Genomic DNA, 17,326 nt, shown 5'->3' with positions numbered 1-17,326 from the left:
CGCTGCGGCTGCGGCGCCGGCGAATCAGGTGTTCAGGACTGCGTCGACACTGTCGGCGCCAAGTACACGGTCAATCCATCGTTCGAGCTCGGCGTCGTTCGCGCTGTCGATCCGTAACGTGGCGGACGCTCCGACCTCTCCGAATCTCGCCAGCAGCAGGCGCTTGAGCACTGCGCGTTTTTCCAGAATTCGCCCTTCTTCAATCCCTTCTTCGATCCCTTCTTCGAGCCCCTCCGCACGACCTTCTGCACGACCTTCTGCACGACCTTCTGCACGACCTTCCGCACGACCTTCCGCAAGTCCTTGTGCGCGCCCCTGCGTGAGCCCCTCCTGGCGGCATATATCGATCACGCCTTCAAGCAGACTCCCGTAGCGGCGCTGAAATCGTTCGCCCATCGCTGATTCCCCCATCACCTGTTGTACATCCGGGACGCTCCCGCCCCCCTTGTCCAGACGCCCTATCCAGCCAAGAATGCTGTGCAGAAGAGCAGCCTGCTCCTCTCCAGCCAACCAGGCGCCAAGCACTGCCAACGCATCCATTAGAACTTGCGGGGACTCGGATAGTTCGATCCTCAACAATATTGCGACCAGGTTTCGCGTCCGGGCCAGCGCCTCCGGATCGATCCGGCGCTGGTCGATCAACAGATAGCGTTGGCTGGCCTGGTAACGGTTTAGCTGCTCAGGCCCTTCGGCGATCAAACTGCGCAACTCGTCACTTGCGTGCCATGCGCTTGCACCAGTGTAAAAAACGACGGGCAGAACAGGCGGAAGCCCAATTGACGGATCGATTTCGTGCCTCTTGAGTAAATCCTGATAGAGCAATCCGACGTAGACCTGCATCCGCAGCGCCATCCAGCGCTCCGGACGCGACTGGAACTCCAGCAGCAAATAGACGTAGATGACGTGATCGGACAAGCGCACCTTCCAGACCATGTCGCCGTGGCGCTCGGAAAATTGCTCGCTGACGTAGCTTGCGTTCACTCGCTCGAACGCGCCCACCTCAAGATTGCTGAAACAATCGAGGTCGGCAAAGCCCACGAGGAGATCGCGCACCATCTCCGGATGCGCGAACAGTTGCTTGTAGCCGAGGTCGTGATTGGCGGACATCGACCCAGTCTAGCCGGGCCGCACGCAGCGGTTTAGTGGCGCCTCAAGCGCGCGCGGCCTGCACTTTTGCGCGATTCCAGTACAGCCGCGCGGCCAGCAATGCCGCGACAATCAAGGCAAACAGCATCGGCTTGCCGATGTTGTTCTTGGCCGCCTTCATCCACCAGTAGTGGAGCACGCCGAGCGGCGCGATCAGGTAGATGAGCCGGTGCAGCGCCTGCCAGCGCTTGCCGCCGAGCCGGCGCACCATCGCGTTGGTGCTGGTCGCGGCCAAGGGGATCAGCAGGACGAAGGCCGCGAAGCCGACCGTGATGAACGGCCGCTTGCGCACGTCCTTCCAGATCGCGGCAAGGTCGAAGAAATGGTCGAACCAGATGAAGGTCACGAAGTGCAGCGTGGCGTAGAAAAACGCGAACAGGCCCAGCACGCGCCGCAGCTTCAGCAGCCAGTTCAGCCCCGTTATCCGGCGCACCGGCGTGACCGCGAGCGTGATGCACAGCAGGTACAAGGTCCAGTCGCCGGTGCCGTGGGTGATGAATTCGAGCGGATTGGTCTGGTCGCCGGCCTGCAGCACGATGCGCGCGAGGGGCGCCAGCGCCAGCACGAAGACGACGGCCTTGGCCAGCGCGGTTTGCCTTGGCGTCGGGTTGAAAGCCATCGTCAGAAGAACTTGCGCAGGTCCATGCCGGCGTACAACGAGGCGACCTCGTTGTAGCCGTTGAACATGAGCGTCTTGCGCTTGGGTTTGAAAAAACCGTCCTCGCCGATACGGCGCTCGCTGGCCTGCGACCAGCGCGGATGATCCACGTTCGGGTTCACGTTCGAATAGAAGCCATACTCATTCGGACCGGCCACCATCCACGAGGTGCGCGGCTGTTCTTTGACGAAGCGGATCTTGACGATCGACTTGGCCGACTTGAAGCCGTACTTCCACGGCACCACCACGCGCACCGGCGCCCCGTTCTGGTTCGGCAGCACCTGGCCGTACATGCCCAGCGTGAGCAGGGCCAGCGGGTGCATCGCCTCGTCCATGCGCAGGCCCTCGACGTAGGGCCAGTCGAGCACGCCGCTGCGCACGCCGGGCATCTGCTTCGGGTCCGCCAGGCTGATGAATTCGACGTACTTGGCGCTGCTAAGCGGCTCGACGTGCCTGATGAGGTTCGACAGCGAATAGCCGATCCACGGGATCACCATCGACCAGCCTTCCACACAGCGCAGCCGGTATACGCGCTCTTCCAGCGACGCCAGCTTGAGCAGGCTGTCGATATCGAGGGTCAAAGGTTTCTTGACCTCGCCTTCGATGGCGACCGTCCACGGCCGGGTGCGCAGGGTGTGCGCGTTCTGGGCCGGGTCGCCCTTGTCGGTGCCGAATTCGTAGAAGTTGTTGTAGCTGGTCGCGTCCTTGAACGCGGTCCGCTTTTCGGACGTCGAGAATGCCGGATTGGCCCTGGCCGCCAGCCGCGCCGTAGCGCCTTGCGCGAAAGCCTGCCGGTTGGCCATTTCCCAAATCGAGGTGCCGGCCACGGCGGTGGCGGCCACGCGGGCAATGAACTCGCGCCGCGCTTCGTACACCTCGCGCGGCGTGATGCTTGAGGCGGGCGGCTCGCTCGCGCCCCGGCTAGGTTTGATCAGCATGGCTGGCTCCGGCAACATTGTCAGGTCGGACAATGCACTTTACACCACTCTTGCCGGTGGTGCAGGAAGCCAGCCAGGCCCGTCAGAGCTTGCCGTAGGAATGCAGGCCCGACAGGAACATGTTCACGCCGAGGAAGGCGAAGGTGGTCACGATCAGTCCGCCCAGCGCCCACCACGCGGCGGCGCGCCCGCGCAGGCCGGACATCAGGCGCATGTGCAGCCAGGCGGCGTAGTTGAGCCAGACGATCAGGGCCCAGGTCTCCTTCGGGTCCCACGACCAGTAGCCGCCCCAGGCTTCGGCCGCCCACAGCGCGCCGAGGATGGTGGCGACGGTGAAGAACGCGAAGCCGACCGAGATCGCCTTGTACATCACGTCGTCCAGCACTTCCAGCGACGGCAGGCGGTCGGCCAGGATGCCGTGCGACTTGAGCAGGTAGGCCGCGCCCACGCCGGCGGCCAGGGCAAACGTGCCGTAACCGATGAAGTTGGCCGGCACGTGGATCTTCATCCACCAGCTCTGCAGCGCAGGCACCAGCGGCTGGATCTCGGCGGCGTCGCGCGAGACCGTGTACCAGAGCAGGAAAGCAACCGCGGCCGCAATGACCAGCAGCACGAACGGGCCGAGCTGGGCCGTGCCGTAACGCTGCTCGTAGTACAGGTAAAACATCGCGGTGATCATCGAGAACAGGATGAACACTTCGTACAGGTTCGACACCGGGATGTGACCGACGTCGCTGCCGATCAGGTAGGACTCGTACCAGCGCACCATCATGCCGGTAAAGCCGATCACGACCGCGGCCCAGCACAGCTTGGAGCCGACCGCAAAGCCGAACGGCGAGCGGGTGGCCAGGCCCAGCCAGTAGAAGCCGGTCGAGAACACGAACAGCGCGCTCATCCACAAAATCGCGGACTGGCTCGACAGCATGTACTTGAGGAAGAATTTCTGGTTGGCCGCGTCGAGCGTGCCGCCGTACAGGCCGATCGCGGCCAGCGCCAGCAGGGCCACCAGCGGGATCAGCCAGCGCACCGGCTTCCAGTGCCAGCCGAGTGCGGCAAAGGTGGGGGCGGCCGCCAGCAGGATGCCCTGCTCGTACACGTCCATGTAGGCGCCGTAACGGTGCAGCGCGAAACCAGCCGCGGCAAACAGCGCAATGCCGTAGAGCCAGTCGATGGCATTGAGGCGCCGGAAATAGCCCGGCTCCTGGGTGTAGGTACTCACTTGGGTTTGCGAAATTTCCATCTTGTTCTCCTGGGTCCGCGACCGACAGCTTACGCCGATTGTGGCAGCTTCGTCTTCAGGTCGTCGAACTCGCGTTCAAAGTCGAGCGTCTTGCGCTGGGTGCTCATCGCCATCAGGGCCGTGCTGCCGCCGGTCTCGCCGCGGATCCAGATCCACAGGCGGCGCTCGCGGATGTAGAACATCGCGAACACGCCCGCAACCAGCAGCAGGCAGCCGAGGTACACGACTTTCTTGCCCGGCGAGCGCGTCACCTGCAGCACCGACGCCTTTACCTCAACGAAGTCGTCCAGCTGCAGGTAGACAGGGGCGCCGTAAAAGAAGCTGTCCGACAGGGCATTGGTGGCCAGTTGCAGGAAGCGGCCATGCGGCTCGCTGGCCTCGACCGGCGCCAGCCCGTTGTGCTCATGCGCAACTTGCCACAGCTCCCACATCGTGCCGTTGAGCATCTTCATGAAGATCGTCGCGGCCTTCTCCTGCTCGGCCGGCGGAATCTTTTCCAGGAAGCGCGAGACGGCCACGAAGCCGCCCTGGCGGCCGTCGCCGGCAAAAATGCCAAGCGAGCGCTGCGCCGATTCCTGCAGCTGCGCGGCCAGGCCGGCCGGGGTGGCGCCGGACATCGCGCGCGCGGCGTAGCGGCGGGCGGCCTCGGCGCGCAAGGCCGGGTCTGCCAGCGCGGCGCGCAGCAGCATCCACTCGTGCACGGTGTGCTGGTCGTCGGCCGGGATGCGCAGGAAGCTGAAGTTGTCGTCGGGGTTGGCGCGCACGCCGGACAGGAACACCTCGGCGCCGTCGAGCGTGACCGGCTGCATGTAGTTCATGAACTCGCGCGCCTGCCCGGTCGCGTCGCGCAGCTTGTACTGCACCGACGGGCCCACGTTCTTCAGGTCCTTGTTGTTGGCGTTCTTGCCGGCCGAGCCGGAATGCTTGTCCAGGCTCGCGGCGAGCTGCTCTTCCAGCGACTTGCCCTTGGCCACGGCGCGGGCATCGTTGCTGCCCATATTTTCGACGTTGAACGGCCGGAAGCCCGACCATTCGACGGCATACGACACGTCGCCACGCTTGAGGTCGGTGGACGAGCCCACTTCGCCGTTCAGCTGGAACGGCCTGGCGTCCGGCCCCGCCATCGGGTAGCCGGTCAGCTTGAGCTTGCTGCCGCCGTCCTCGAAGCTCGACTGGTAGATGGCCACGCCCTTGTAGATCAGCGGCTGGTTGACCTTGATCGTGCCGGGGAAGGTCTTGCCGGTCTCGTTATCGCGGATCACCACTTCGCTGGCGAACAGCTTGGGCATGCCGGTCGAGTAGAAATCGATGATGAACTTGTTCAGCTGGATCGTGAACGGCAGGTCCTGCAGCAGCACGCCGGACGCCTGCGGGATGATCGCCGTCTGGCTCGACTGCCCTTCGGCGATCAAGGTATTGCCGCGGAAGGTGGGATTGGAAAGCCCGAGGCGGTGCTTGGCCGGCACGTCGGAGATCAGCACGCCGCTGCCGTTGAACGGCGTCTTGCCGAAGAACCATTGCTGGAAGCGGATCGGCAGTTCGGAGTCGAGCATGCCGCCCAGCAAAATGACGATGATGGCCGTGTGCGCGAAGATGTAGCCGAACTTGTTGCCCGCGCCCTTCTTGGCGGCCACCAGCAGGCCGTTGTCCTTTTCCACCACCTTCACGCCGTATCCGGCATGCTGCAGGCGCGCCGCCGCCTGGCTGGCCAGCTCGGCCGGCGCCTGCCCGGCGTTCCATTCGACTTTGTGGTGGAAGTTGCGCAGCGACTGCTCGCGCACGTTGTCGCGCCAGCTGCGCATGTCGCGCAGCATCTTGGGCGTGTTGCGCAGCACGCACAGACCGGTCGAGACGATCAGGACCGCCATGATCGCCAGGAACCACCAGGCCGAGTACAGCGCGTACAGGCCCAGGCGGCCGAAGATTTCGTACCAGAATGGCCCGAACTGGTTGATGTAGTTCGGCATCGGCTCGTTCTGCTTCATCACCGTGCCGATGATCGCCGCGATCGCGATAATCACGAGCAGGCTGATCGCAAAACGCATCGACGAGACCAGCTCGACCGTCTCGGCAAGGCCGCGGCGCCGCGTTTTCAGTTCAATCCCAGTGGTACTCATTCTCTAAAACATCCAAGGTGCCCGTTGTGACTACGCGAGCATACAGCAAAAAGGGCAGCCAGCTTACGCTGCTGCCCCTCGATTTACGCCTGAATTGCTATTACTTCAGGCCGGCGACGTAGTCGGCCACGGCCTTCATCTCGTCGGTGGTCAGGCGCTTGGACAGGGCGGTCATTTCCACGCTGTTGTTGCGGGCGCCAGCCTTGAATGCTTCGAGCTGGGCCACGGTGTAGTCCTGGTGCTGGCCAGCCAGGCGCGGATACTTGGCGGGGATGCCGCTGCCGGTGGCGCCGTGGCAGCTGGCGCAGGCCGCCACGCCCTTGTCGGCGATGCCGCCGCGGTAGATCTTGCGGCCCAGCTCGACGGTATCCTTGTTGCGCGCTGCGCCGGCCGTCGGCTTCTGGGTTGCCAGGTAGGCGGCGATGTTTTTCTTCTCGTCGTCCGACAGCGCCTTGGCGTAGGTGGTCATGATCGCCTGGTTGCGGTTCGGCGTGGTGAAGTCCACCAGTTGCTTGTACACGTACTGCTCGAACTGGCCGCCGATCTTCGGATTGGTGGCGATGGCCGAGTTGCCGCCCGCGCCGTGGCAGGAAGCGCAGGCCGGCACGCCGCGTGCCGCGTCGCCCGAGTCAAACAGGGTCGCACCCTTGGCCGGGTCGGCCTTGGCTGCGGCATGCTGCGCGTCTGCTGCGCAGGCAAAGCCGGAGACAGCCAGGGATGCAACCACCAACGATTTCAAAAACGATAACGACACACGATTCATTCAAGCACCCTAATAGAGTCAAAAAACCTGCAACCCTGACCAGCGCATGGGCCTTGCGGTGACGTCCTGCGAGGCGTCGCAACAGTCAGTAACCCCTTATTGTACAATAGCTTGTTTCCGTGTAGCTCCATTTTGTTGTTCTTTCGTCCCCACATGTCCAAGCTCTGGCAAGCCCGTTTTTTTACCACCGTCAACCACCTGCGCGACCTACCGGACACGCATGTGCCGGAGATTGCATTCGCGGGCCGCTCGAACGCCGGCAAGTCGACGGCGATCAACATCCTGACCAACCAAAACCGCCTCGCCTTCGCGTCCAAGACGCCGGGCCGCACCCAGCACATCAACTATTTCTCGATCGGCGGCGCCCACGTCGCCCAGCACCGGCACGACCCGGTGCGGGTGGACGAAATCGAGGCCATGCTGGTGGACCTGCCCGGCTACGGCTACGCCGAAGTGTCGGGCTCGGCCAAGCTGCACTGGCAAAAGCTCCTGGGCGACTACGTCCAGCGCCGCGAGCAGCTGGCCGCGCTGGTGCTGATCATGGATTCGCGCCGCCCGTTCACCGACCTGGACGTGCAGATGCTGGAATGGTTCGCCCCCACGGGCAAGCCGATCCACTGCCTGCTGACCAAGGCGGACAAGCTCAACCGCAATGAACAGGCCAACACGCTGCGCCAGACGCAAAAGATCCTCGACAGCTACGTGGACGAGGAAGGCGAAGGCTTTCCGTTCACCGTGCAACTGTTCTCCTCGCTCAAGCGCATCGGGGTGGAGCAAGCCAACGACAAAATCATTGAACTGCTGGGCCTCTCCGCCGACGAGGCCGATGAAACCGCCCCGCCCGCTGCGCGGGACGGTGACACTGATCCGGCCAATTGATCAACTTTCCAGGACTCGAACATGACCATCATCACGCCAGTCGCCTTTCCCGCCGCCCGCATGCGCCGCATGCGCCGCGATCCCTTCTCGCGCAACCTGATGCGCGAGAACGTCGTCACCGCGCACGACCTGATCTATCCGGTGTTCATCCTCGACGGCGTCAACCAGCGCCAGCAGGTTGCCTCAATGCCGGGCGTGGAGCGCGTGTCGGTGGACCTGTTGATGAAGGTGGCGGAAGAATGCGTGGCGCTGGGCATCCCGGTGCTGGCGCTGTTCCCGGTGATCGACCAGTCGCTCAAGACCTACGACGGCATCGAGGCGACCAACCCCAACGGGCTGGTGCCGCGCGCCGTGCGTGAACTGAAGCGCAACTTCCCGGAGCTGGGCATCCTGACCGACGTGGCGCTCGACCCCTACACCACGCACGGCCAGGACGGCCTGCCGGACGAGACCACCGGCTACATCATGAACGAGCGCACCGTGGCGATGCTGACGCGCCAGGCGCTGGCGCAGGCCGAGGCGGGCGTGGACGTGGTGGCGCCGTCGGACATGATGGACGGGCGCATCGGCACCATCCGCACCGCGCTGGAGCAGCAAGGCTTCATCCACACCCGCATCATGGCCTACTCGGCCAAGTACGCGTCGGCGTTCTACGGCCCGTTCCGCGACGCGGTCGGCTCGGCGGCCAACCTGGGCAAGGCCGACAAGAACACCTACCAGATGGACCCGGCCAACAGCAACGAGGCGCTGCGCGAAGTGGCGCTGGATCTGGCCGAAGGCGCGGACATGGTGATGGTCAAGCCCGGCATGCCCTACCTGGACGTGGTGCGCCGCGTGAAGGACGAGTTCAAGGTGCCGACCTACGCCTACCAGGTCAGCGGCGAGTACGCGATGCTCAAGGCCGCCGCGCAGAACGGCTGGCTGGACCACGACAAGGTGATGATGGAGTCGATGATGGCGTTCAAGCGCGCCGGCGCGGACGGTGTGCTGACCTACTTTGCGCTGGATATTGCGCGCAAGCTCAAAGCCGGCTGATCGGCCAGCAGCTCAAACAAAAAACCGCGCCAAGGCGCGGTTTTTTATTGTTAGCTTTCGCCCGTCGTTCCCGGACTCGCCGTCCGCCTTGGCGGGAACCCATAGACCGTTCGAGCAGGTGGACTCTATAACGCAGCAAGACTGCGTACTCAGCATGGGTCCCCGCCTCCGCGGGGACGACGTAGCAACCGTGAGCGGAACTAGTTCTGCTTCGGCGGCTTGTACTCCGGGAACATCTCCTTGTACAGGAAGGCCATCAGCGCCTCGGTATCCTGCGGCCGTGCGCTCATCGTCACTACCCGGTTCAGACGGTGCGAGTCCCATTCGAAGTCGCCGGTCTTTTCCTTGCGGATCAGCTCGATCATCTTCTTGACGATCGCCGTCTCGATGTCGCGCTCGCTGCCCAGCTCCACGTTCACCTGCGTCAGCCAGCGGCGCTTGAAGTTGGGGTTCCAGCCACGGAACTTGACCGTGGCGCTCGCAAACGTCTTGTTGGTGACCGAGAACACGCCGCCGGTCTCGTTGCGGTCGTCCGCGCCGCGCGCGTTGACCGAGGCGATGTTGGCGAGCGCATTGCGCATGCCGCGCGCGTCGTCGCTCTCTTCGGTGGCATTGCTCGGCGCCTGCGCCCCGCGCTGCTTGCGGCGCGCCTCGATGAAGGCCTGCATGTCCATGTTCTCGGGGATCGGCTCGCGCTTGGCCTCGGGCTTGGGCGTCTCGACCGGCTTCGGCTTTTCGTGCGGCAGCGTGATGGTGTTGGGCAGGCGCTGTACCTGCACGCGCTCGGGCGCGGACTTGGGCTTGGTGACCTTCGGCGTCTTGCGCGGCGCCTGCTCTTGCGGCTTGGGCTTGCTTGGCGTGATGTACATGATCTCGGGCTGGCCGGCGGACCCCACGCGCTTGAGGAAGGTCTTGGGCTGGTACAGGTAGATCACGACCAGCAGCAGGTGCAGCAGGATGGTGACGATCAGGCCCGTGCGGCTGGTGCGGCGCTCCCCGTAGCTGGGCTGCGCTGTGCGCAGCGGCTGGCCGCAATGCGAGCAGACATCGCCGTTATCGACGGAGAAATGGGAATGATCGCGCAAAATGGTTACAGTCTGTAAAGGGCCGGAAAACAAGGTGCCACGGCCAATGCGGCAGTCTATACGGTTTAGACCGTACGTGCACGGCTGTGTTGCAGCGCAAAGCTTACCGGCAGTCGGTCTTGACCACTGTTACAGATTGTTTCGGTTTTGTGTCGGCGCGCCGCCCGTCGCGACAAGGACGGGCGGCAGGCACGGGCTCAGGCGGCCGCGTGCAGGACCGGCTGCGGCTGCGGCGCGGGCTGTTCCAGTTTTGCCAGTTGCGCGTCCGTCATCGGGCCGGACCCGCTGTAGCGGTCGAGGAACAGGTAGATCACCGGCGTGATGTACAGCGTGATCACTTGCGAGAAGATCAGGCCGCCGCACACGGCCAGGCCCAGCGGCTGGCGCAGCTCGGCGCCGGCGCCCAGGCCCAGCGCGATCGGCAGCGCGCCCATCAGCGCGGCCATGGTCGTCATCAAAATCGGCCTGAAGCGCAGCACGCAGGCCTCGCGGATCGCCGCGGCCGGCTTCATTCCCTGGTTGCGCTGGGCGTCCAGGGCGAAGTCGATCATCATGATCGCGTTCTTCTTCACAATCCCGATCAGCATCAGGATGCCGATGATCGCGATCATCGTCAGGTCCAGCCCGAACAGGCGCAGGGTCAGCAGCGCGCCCACCGCGGCCGACGGCAGGCCGGCCAGGATCGTGATCGGGTGGATGAAGCTTTCGTACAGCACGCCCAGCAGCACGTAAATGACGCCGACCGCGGCCACGATCAGGATCAGCTGGCTCGACTGCGAATCCTGGAACACCGCGGCGTCGCCGCCGTACTTGGTGATGATCGAGGCCGGCAGCTTCATGTCGCGGCCCATCTCTTCGATCGCTCTTGTCGCGTCGCCCAGCGGCACATCCGGCGCCAGGTTGAACGACAGCGTGATCGCCTGCAGCTGGCCCTGGTGGTTGACCGCCAGCGGGCCGACGGTGCGCTTGATCGTTGCCAGCGACGACAGCTGCACCAGCTGGCCGTTCTTCGAGCGCACCGAGATGCGCGCGATTGCGTCGTCGAACTGGCGGTCGGCGTCGGCCGCTTCCAGGATCACGTAGTAGCTGGCCGCGGTCGAGTAGATGGTCGAGACCTGGCGCTCGCCGAACGCGGCGTACAGCGCCGAGCGCACGTCCGACATCTGCACGCCCAGCAGGTTGGCCTTGTCGCGGTCGATGTCGAGCGACGCCTGCAGGCCCTTGTTCTGGGCGTCGCTGGTCACGTCGCGGAAGATCGGGTTGTTGCGCATGCGCTCCATGAACTGGTTGGCCCAGCCGCTGATCTCGCCGCCGGACACGCTCTGCAGCGTGTACTGGTAGCGGCTCTTGGACGGACGCCCGCCCAGCTGCAGGTTCTGCACCGGCGCCAGGTACACCGAGATGCCGGCCACCTTGCGCGTCTGCTTGCGCAGGCGGTCCAGCACCTGCGGCATCTTGTCGCGCTGGCTGCGCGGTTTCAGGACCAGGAACATGCGCCCACCGTTGCCGCCGCCCGTGAACGAGGTCACGTCCTGCACCGCGGGATCGGCCTGGATGATGGCCGCCACCTTCTCCTGCAGCGCCAGCAGGCCGCGCGACGAGATGTCCTCGGCGGCCTCGGTGGTCACACGGATCTGGCCCAGGTCTTCCTCGGGGAAGAAGCCTTTGGGGATGGTCGTGTACAGCACCACCGTGAGCGCGAACGTGCCCAGCGCCAGCAGCAGCACCACGTTGCGGTGCGCGAGCGCGATGTCGAGCGTGCGCGCATAGCCGTCGCGCAGTTTGTTGAAGGCAGCCTCGAACCAGCGGCCCACCGCGGACAGCTGCTGCTCCTCGTGGCCGCTGTGCGCCGGCAGCAGGCGCGAGGCCAGCATCGGCACCAGCGTCAGCGAGACCACGGCCGACACCAGGATCGACAGGCCGACGATCACCGCGAACTCGTGGAACATCAGGCCGATCACGCCCGGCATGAAGAAGATCGGGATGAACACCGCCACCAGCGAGATCGAGATCGAGATGATGGTAAAGCCCATCTCGCGCGAGCCTTCCAGCGCGGCCTTGAGCGGCTTCTTGCCCATTTCGATGTGGCGCACGATGTTCTCGAGCACCACGATCGCGTCGTCCACCACCAGGCCCACCGCCAGCGTAATGCCCAAGAGCGAGATGTTATCGAGGCTGTAGCCGAGCCAGAACAGCAGCGACAACGCGCCCAGCAGCGAAATCGGCATTGTGACGGCCGGGATGAAGGTCGCGGCCACGCGGTGCAGGAACAGGAAGATCACCAGCACCACCAGCGCCACGGTCAGCGCCAGCGTCATGTTCACGTCGTGGATCGCCTCGCGGATCGAGACCGAGCGGTCGTTGACCAGATTGATCTTGATCGAGGACGGCAGCTGCGACTGGAAGCGCGGCAGGAGCTGGCGCACCGCATCGACCACCTGCACCGTGTTGGCGTTGGGCTGGCGCTGCAGCAGCAGCACGATCGAGCGCTCGCCGTTGTACATGCCGGCCGCCTTCACCGACTGGTAGCTGTCCTGCACGTCGGCCACGTCCTTCAGGCGCACCGGCTGGCCGTTGCGGGTGGCGATGATCAGGTCGGCGAAGTCGGCGGCGCGCTGCAGCTGGGCGTTGCCCTGAATGGTCAGGCTCTGCTCGGGACCGTCGAGGATACCCAGCGGCGTGTTCGAGTTGGCCGAGCGCAGCGCGGTGGCCAGCTCGTCCATCGTGATGTTCCGGGCATTCATCTGCTCGGTGCGGGCACGCACGCGCACCGCGAACTTCTTGCCGCCGTTGACCGACACCTGCGCCACGCCGGGCAGCGTGGACAGGGCCGGCGCCACCAGGTTCTCGGCATAGTCGTCCAGTTCGGACAGGTTCATCGACGGCGAGGTCATCGTCATGAACAGCACCGGCGCATCGGCCGGGTTGACCTTGCGGTAGGATGGCACGTCCGTCATCTCCTGCGGCAGCTGGCGCTGCGCGCCGAGCAGCGCGGCCTGCACGTCCACCGCGGCGGCGTTGACGTCGATCGAGGTGTCGAACTCCAGCGTCAGCGAGGTATTGCCCTGGGTGCTGGTGGAGGTGATCATGTCGATGCCGGCGATCGTCGAAAACGCCTTCTCCAGGGGCAGCGCGACCGACGAGGCCATGGTCTCGGGGCTGGCGCCGGCGAGGTTGGCGTTGACGTTGATGACCGGCGTGTTATAGCTCGGCAGCGCCGCCACCGGGATGTGGGCATAGGCCAGGATGCCGACCAGGATCAGGCTGATCGACAGCAGCACCACCATCACCGGGCGGCGGATGCACAGTTCGGACAGGTTCATGCCTGCTGGTCCTTCCCGCCCTTGCCGGCCGGCTTGGCCGCGCGGCCCTTGCCGGCGCCGTCGCCCTCGGCGCCGCCTGCCAGGCGCACCTTGCCGCCCGGGCGCAGGTTCTGCTTGCCCTCGGTGATGACCTTCTCGCTGCCGGTCAGGCCCGTCACCGCCGCAAACACGCCGAACGCGTACACGCGGCTCACCGGGACCATCTTCGCCGTGCTGTCCTGCTCGACCACGTACACCCAGGTGCCCTTGGCGTTGGTGATGATCGCGTTCTGCGGCACCACGATCGCGTCCTTCAGGGTGCGCACGGTCACGCGGGTGTTGACGTACTGGCCCGGCCAAAGCTGGGTGTCGGCGTTGCTGAACTCCGCCTTCACGCGGATCGTGCCGGCGGTCGGGTCCACCATGTTGTCGATGAAGGACAGGTAGCCCTTGACCGGCTTGCCGTCGCTGCCGGCGCGCGCCTCGACCTCGACCTTGCCGTTCCTCTGGGCGTCGAGCAGTGCGCCCAGGCTCGATTCCGGCAGCGTGAACGCGACCGTGATCGGGTCAAGCTGGGTGACCGTGGTGAGCGACGTGGACAGCTGCACCAGGCTGCCCGGGAACACGTTGATGGCGCCCACGCGGCCCGCCATCGGCGCGCGAATCTCGGTGTAGCTGGCGTTCACGTGGCTGGCCTTGGCCGCGGCCATGTCGGCCTTGAGCAGCGCGCGCGCCGCGTCGACCTGGCTGTGCAGCGAATCGACCGCGCTCTGGGCGATGAACTTTTGCGCGAACAGTTCCTGGCTGCGCTTGTACTGGCGCTCGAGGTCGGCCAGCGATGCCTGGTCGCGCGCGACCTGTGCCTGCGCCTTGTCCACGTTGGCGCGGTCGGCGCGGTCGTCCAGCGAGAACATCAGCTGGCCGGCCTTGACGAACTGGCCTTCCTTGATGTGCACGGTACGGATGGTGCTGGTGGTCTGCGGGTGCAGGTCCACGGTACGCAGCGGCGTGACGGTGCCATTCGATACCACTTCCACGCCCACGTCCTGGCGCCGTGCCGGGACCACGTTGACGGTCACCGGCGGCTGCACGCCCTTCGCCCCTTTGGGAGGGATGTCGCCCTGCGCATGCGCGCCCGAGCCCTGATTGAAGTACCAACCGGTGAAGCCGACCACAAACGCTGCGCCGATGATGAGTCCGAGGTTTTTCTTTTTCATTCCTGTCCCTGGTCCGCCGCTGCCGGCGGATGCCTGCCTTGTCTCTCTCTGATGTTTCTGTCCAGTGCGGCCAACACCGGGGCCTGCCCGGCATTGTCACACACCGCTCTCTCTGTCTGTTATTTGCCGGGGTAGTACTCCGGCAGCATGAGGGTCGCCTCGAGCCCGCCGCCGGCGGCGTTGGCCAGCGCGATGCTGCCGCCGTGCTGCTCGGCGATGTTGCGGGCGATCGTCAGGCCAAGGCCGGTGCCGCCCGACTCGCGCGAGCGCGAGCCTTCGATGCGGTAGAACGGCTCGAACACGCGCGCCAGCTGGTCCGCATCGATGCCGGGGCCGCTGTCGCGGATGCGGATGCGCGCCGCGCCCTTCACGCGGTCGACCGTGACCGTGGCCTGCTGGCCGTACTTGACGGCGTTGTCGATCAGGTTGACCAGGCAGCGCCGCAGGTCGAGCGGGCGGCCCAGCAGCGCCATGCCGGCCTGGCCGGACAGGGTGACGCGCTGATTGGCATCGACGGCGTCCGAGCACACCGAATCGAGCAGCGAATCGAGGTCGAGCATCTGCATGGTCTCGGTGGTGTCCATGCTGCGCGCGAGCACCAGGCCCTCGCGCACCATCTCCTGCATCGCCGACAGGTCGCCGATCAGGCGCTCCTGCAGCTCGGCGTCGCCGACCTTCTCCAGCCGCAGACGCATGCGCGTGAGCGGCGTCTGCAGGTCGTGCGTGATCGCCGCCAGCATCTGGGTGCGCTGGAAGATGTACTGGCGAATGCGCGCCTGCATGGCGTTGAAGGCGGCGCTGGCCTGGCGGATCTCGCTGGCGCCGGCCAGTTCGAGCGGGGCGTGGTTGATGTCCTGGCCCAGGTCCTTGGCGGCCTGCGCCAGCTGCTTGAGCGGGCGCGTGGTCATGCGCGCGACGAGGTAGGCGAGAAAGCCGATCGACACCAGGAACAGGATGATGATCCAGCCGAACTCGGTGCGCGGCCCGGCCGGGGCGCGCGGCGGCAGCACGGCCAGGCGCAGCTGTTCGCCGTCGCGCAGGCGCACGTTGATGTTCTCGCAGGAGCCGTGCCACTCCAGGCTCAAGAGGCCATACAGTGCCGGCTGCTGGTGCGGCAGGTCGCACATGGGCGGGCGCACCGTGGACGAGTCCACCTGGTAGCCCTTGCCCAGGCGCGAAGCCAGCGAGCTGGCAAATTCGGTGCGGTGCGGCGCGGCCGGCAGCGGCCCGCCCACGTCCAGCTTCAGGCCAGGCCGGTTGGCCACGGCGAGATAGGCGTGGCGCGCGGAAGCCGGCACGATCTCGGTGGCCATGATCAGCTGCTCGGAACGTTCGAGCTGGTTGTTATATCGCAGCTGCTCGAGCACGCGCTGGCGCTCGGCGTCTGCGGCGAGCTGGGTCAGCGCGGCCGAACTGAGCACGCCCAGCAGCAAGGTGGCGAACACGCGGCCCGTCATCGAGCCGAAGAACGCGCGCACCTTCACGCGGACGGCTCCACCGTCACCTGGCCGGCCAGCACGTAACCGCCGTTACGCACCGTCTTGATAATCTGCGGCATGCGCGCGTCTTCGCCCAGCTTCTGCCGCAAGCGGCTGATCTGGATGTCGATCGAGCGGTCGAACGGGTCGGCGTCGCGGCCCTGGGTGAGGTTGAGCAATTGATCGCGGTTGAGCACGCGGTTGGGATGTTCGAGGAACACACGCAGCAGGCGGAACTCGGCGCCCGAGAGCATGATGACCACGCCTTGCGGGTTGACCAGGTGGCGCGCGGTCAGGTCGAGCGTCCAGCCCGAAAACTTCATTTGCTGCACGTTGTCGGCGGCGGCGTTGGGCGGCATCGCATGCGAGCGGCGCAGCACGCTGCGGATGCGCGCCAGCAGTTCGCGCGGCTCGAACGGTTTGGGCAGATAGTCGTCCGCGCCCATTTCCAGGCCAAGGATGCGGTCGAGCGGCTCGTTACGGGCGGTGAGCATGATGACCGGCAGGGTCGAGTGCGCGCGCAGCTTGCGGCACAGGGTCAGGCCGTCGTCGCCGGGCAGGTTCAGGTCGAGCACGATCAGGTCCGGGCGCGACTCGTCGAGGATCTTCCACATCGCGCCACCGTCGGCAGCGGCCAGGGCGCGGTAGCCGTTCGACTCCAGGTAGTCGGCCAGGAGCGTGCGGATGTCGCGGTCGTCGTCGACAATGAGGATCGTAGAGGGAGTGTCCATAGCCTCAATTATCCTTATTAAACAAGGGCCTGAACAGCGGGTTTGTATCGGCTTGTATATGCGGTGGCGGTCGAAACAAATTGATACAAAGTATGGGACACCGGAAATGCCCCGGATACAGCGTTCAGTAATCATAGGTTCCGTGCAGCGAGCAGTTGAATGCACACCCACCTGACTCTCATACTGAAAGAGGAAACACCATGAACAACGTACGCAAGAACGTCCTGATCGCGCTGGCGGCACTGACGCTGGGTGGCGCCGCATTCGCTGCCGAAGAGCAGGCGCAGGCGCCCCAGGGCCCGCACCAGCACCAGCAAATGAGCCCGGAACAGCGTCAGGCCAAGCGCGCCGAGTTCCAGGCCAAGATGGCCGAGCATCGCGCGCAGCGCCAGCAGCAGCTGCACGACGCGCTCAAGCTGTCGGGCGCGCAGGAGCAGGCATGGAACACCTTCGTGGCGTCGATGAAGCCGGCCGAGCGCCAGCCGCATCCGGATCGCGCCGCGTTCGCAAACCTGTCGGCGCCGGAGCGCATGCAGAAAATGATCGAGTTCTCCAAGCAGCGCACGGCGCGCATGGAGTCGCGCCAGGCGGCCCTGAACACCTTCTACTCGACCCTGAATCCGGAGCAGAAGAAGGTATTCGACGAGCAGACCCGCCGCGCCATGGGCGAGCACCACGGCATGCACGGCCAGCACCGGCCGGGCATGATGCGCGGCTGACCGGAAGCGCCCGCGCAG

Annotated in this window: 14 protein-coding genes; 3 read left to right on the top strand and 11 right to left on the bottom strand. The window is 65.3% G+C overall.

Annotated features, from left to right (window positions below; translation table 11 throughout):
• Positions 1–24: 24 nt before the first annotated feature.
• From NX773_RS20970 to NX773_RS20945, 6 genes are all read right to left on the bottom strand, one after another.
• The gene (locus tag NX773_RS20970; RefSeq protein WP_258858218.1) at positions 25–1,107 is read right to left on the bottom strand and encodes an Rpn family recombination-promoting nuclease/putative transposase; all 1,083 of its coding nucleotides are present in this window, start codon (positions 1,105–1,107) and stop codon (positions 25–27) included.
• A 43-nt stretch (positions 1,108–1,150) separates the two neighbouring features.
• On the bottom strand, positions 1,151–1,765 hold the full coding sequence (gene msrQ, locus NX773_RS20965; RefSeq protein WP_258858217.1) for a protein-methionine-sulfoxide reductase heme-binding subunit MsrQ: 615 nt from the start codon (positions 1,763–1,765) through the stop codon (positions 1,151–1,153).
• Between the two features lie 2 nt (positions 1,766–1,767).
• Entirely contained in the window at positions 1,768–2,742 is a 975-nt protein-coding gene (msrP, locus tag NX773_RS20960) for a protein-methionine-sulfoxide reductase catalytic subunit MsrP (RefSeq protein ID WP_258858216.1), read from the bottom strand.
• An 82-nt stretch (positions 2,743–2,824) separates the two neighbouring features.
• Positions 2,825–3,982, bottom strand: coding sequence for a c-type cytochrome biogenesis protein CcsB (ccsB, locus tag NX773_RS20955; protein WP_258858215.1), 1,158 nt, complete (start codon positions 3,980–3,982; stop codon positions 2,825–2,827).
• A 29-nt stretch (positions 3,983–4,011) separates the two neighbouring features.
• Positions 4,012–6,099: a cytochrome c biogenesis protein ResB gene (locus tag NX773_RS20950; RefSeq protein ID WP_258858214.1), complete on the bottom strand. Its 2,088-nt coding sequence runs from the start codon at positions 6,097–6,099 to the stop codon at positions 4,012–4,014.
• 100 nt (positions 6,100–6,199) lie between these two features.
• Entirely contained in the window at positions 6,200–6,862 is a 663-nt protein-coding gene (locus NX773_RS20945; RefSeq protein WP_258858213.1) for a c-type cytochrome, read from the bottom strand.
• A 153-nt stretch (positions 6,863–7,015) separates the two neighbouring features.
• Here NX773_RS20945 and yihA point away from each other — a divergent pair, with 153 nt between their 5' ends.
• Both yihA and hemB read left to right on the top strand, forming a co-directional pair.
• A complete protein-coding gene (gene yihA, locus NX773_RS20940; protein ID WP_258858212.1) occupies positions 7,016–7,741 on the top strand; it encodes a ribosome biogenesis GTP-binding protein YihA/YsxC in 726 nt (241 codons plus the stop codon).
• 21 nt (positions 7,742–7,762) lie between these two features.
• Positions 7,763–8,776 (top strand): porphobilinogen synthase, encoded by a 1,014-nt coding sequence (hemB, locus tag NX773_RS20935; RefSeq protein WP_258858211.1) that lies wholly within the window; start codon positions 7,763–7,765, stop codon positions 8,774–8,776.
• 200 nt (positions 8,777–8,976) lie between these two features.
• Here hemB and NX773_RS20930 read toward each other — a convergent pair whose 3' ends face one another.
• The 5 genes from NX773_RS20930 to NX773_RS20910 form a co-directional block, all read right to left on the bottom strand.
• Positions 8,977–9,861: a hypothetical protein gene (locus tag NX773_RS20930; RefSeq protein ID WP_258858210.1), complete on the bottom strand. Its 885-nt coding sequence runs from the start codon at positions 9,859–9,861 to the stop codon at positions 8,977–8,979.
• Between the two features lie 197 nt (positions 9,862–10,058).
• Entirely contained in the window at positions 10,059–13,184 is a 3,126-nt protein-coding gene (locus NX773_RS20925) for an efflux RND transporter permease subunit (RefSeq protein WP_258858209.1), read from the bottom strand.
• A complete protein-coding gene (locus NX773_RS20920) occupies positions 13,181–14,380 on the bottom strand; it encodes an efflux RND transporter periplasmic adaptor subunit (RefSeq protein WP_258858208.1) in 1,200 nt (399 codons plus the stop codon). Before NX773_RS20920 ends, NX773_RS20925 begins: the two co-directional genes overlap by 4 nt.
• A 119-nt stretch (positions 14,381–14,499) precedes the next feature.
• The gene (locus tag NX773_RS20915) at positions 14,500–15,858 is read right to left on the bottom strand and encodes an ATP-binding protein (RefSeq protein ID WP_258858329.1); all 1,359 of its coding nucleotides are present in this window, start codon (positions 15,856–15,858) and stop codon (positions 14,500–14,502) included.
• Positions 15,859–15,860: 2 nt separating this feature from the next.
• On the bottom strand, positions 15,861–16,589 hold the full coding sequence (locus tag NX773_RS20910) for a response regulator (RefSeq protein ID WP_258823173.1): 729 nt from the start codon (positions 16,587–16,589) through the stop codon (positions 15,861–15,863).
• A 200-nt stretch (positions 16,590–16,789) separates the two neighbouring features.
• Here NX773_RS20910 and NX773_RS20905 point away from each other — a divergent pair, with 200 nt between their 5' ends.
• Entirely contained in the window at positions 16,790–17,308 is a 519-nt protein-coding gene (locus tag NX773_RS20905; RefSeq protein WP_258858207.1) for a Spy/CpxP family protein refolding chaperone, read from the top strand.
• Positions 17,309–17,326 lie beyond the last annotated feature (18 nt).

It is taken from the genome of Massilia solisilvae, assembly GCF_024753215.1.
Classification (GTDB): Bacteria; Pseudomonadota; Gammaproteobacteria; order Burkholderiales; family Burkholderiaceae_D; genus Telluria; species Telluria solisilvae.
Note: the sequence above shows the minus strand (reverse complement) of the source record. Positions and strands in the feature narration are given on the sequence as shown.

Excerpts from the sequence above, each read along its gene's own strand:
- hemB (WP_258858211.1), top strand. The coding sequence starts at position 7,763 with ATGACCATCATCACGCCAGTCGCCTTTCCCGCCGCCCGCATGCGCCGC.
- NX773_RS20910 (WP_258823173.1), bottom strand. The coding sequence starts at position 16,589 with ATGGACACTCCCTCTACGATCCTCATTGTCGACGACGACCGCGACATC.
- yihA (WP_258858212.1), top strand. The coding sequence starts at position 7,016 with ATGTCCAAGCTCTGGCAAGCCCGTTTTTTTACCACCGTCAACCACCTG.
- ccsB (WP_258858215.1), bottom strand. The coding sequence starts at position 3,982 with ATGGAAATTTCGCAAACCCAAGTGAGTACCTACACCCAGGAGCCGGGC.
- NX773_RS20920 (WP_258858208.1), bottom strand. The coding sequence starts at position 14,380 with ATGAAAAAGAAAAACCTCGGACTCATCATCGGCGCAGCGTTTGTGGTC.
- NX773_RS20925 (WP_258858209.1), bottom strand. The coding sequence starts at position 13,184 with ATGAACCTGTCCGAACTGTGCATCCGCCGCCCGGTGATGGTGGTGCTG.
- msrP (WP_258858216.1), bottom strand. The coding sequence starts at position 2,742 with ATGCTGATCAAACCTAGCCGGGGCGCGAGCGAGCCGCCCGCCTCAAGC.
- NX773_RS20950 (WP_258858214.1), bottom strand. The coding sequence starts at position 6,099 with ATGAGTACCACTGGGATTGAACTGAAAACGCGGCGCCGCGGCCTTGCC.
- NX773_RS20945 (WP_258858213.1), bottom strand. The coding sequence starts at position 6,862 with ATGAATCGTGTGTCGTTATCGTTTTTGAAATCGTTGGTGGTTGCATCC.
- NX773_RS20905 (WP_258858207.1), top strand. The coding sequence starts at position 16,790 with ATGAACAACGTACGCAAGAACGTCCTGATCGCGCTGGCGGCACTGACG.
- NX773_RS20970 (WP_258858218.1), bottom strand. The coding sequence starts at position 1,107 with ATGTCCGCCAATCACGACCTCGGCTACAAGCAACTGTTCGCGCATCCG.
- msrQ (WP_258858217.1), bottom strand. The coding sequence starts at position 1,765 with ATGGCTTTCAACCCGACGCCAAGGCAAACCGCGCTGGCCAAGGCCGTC.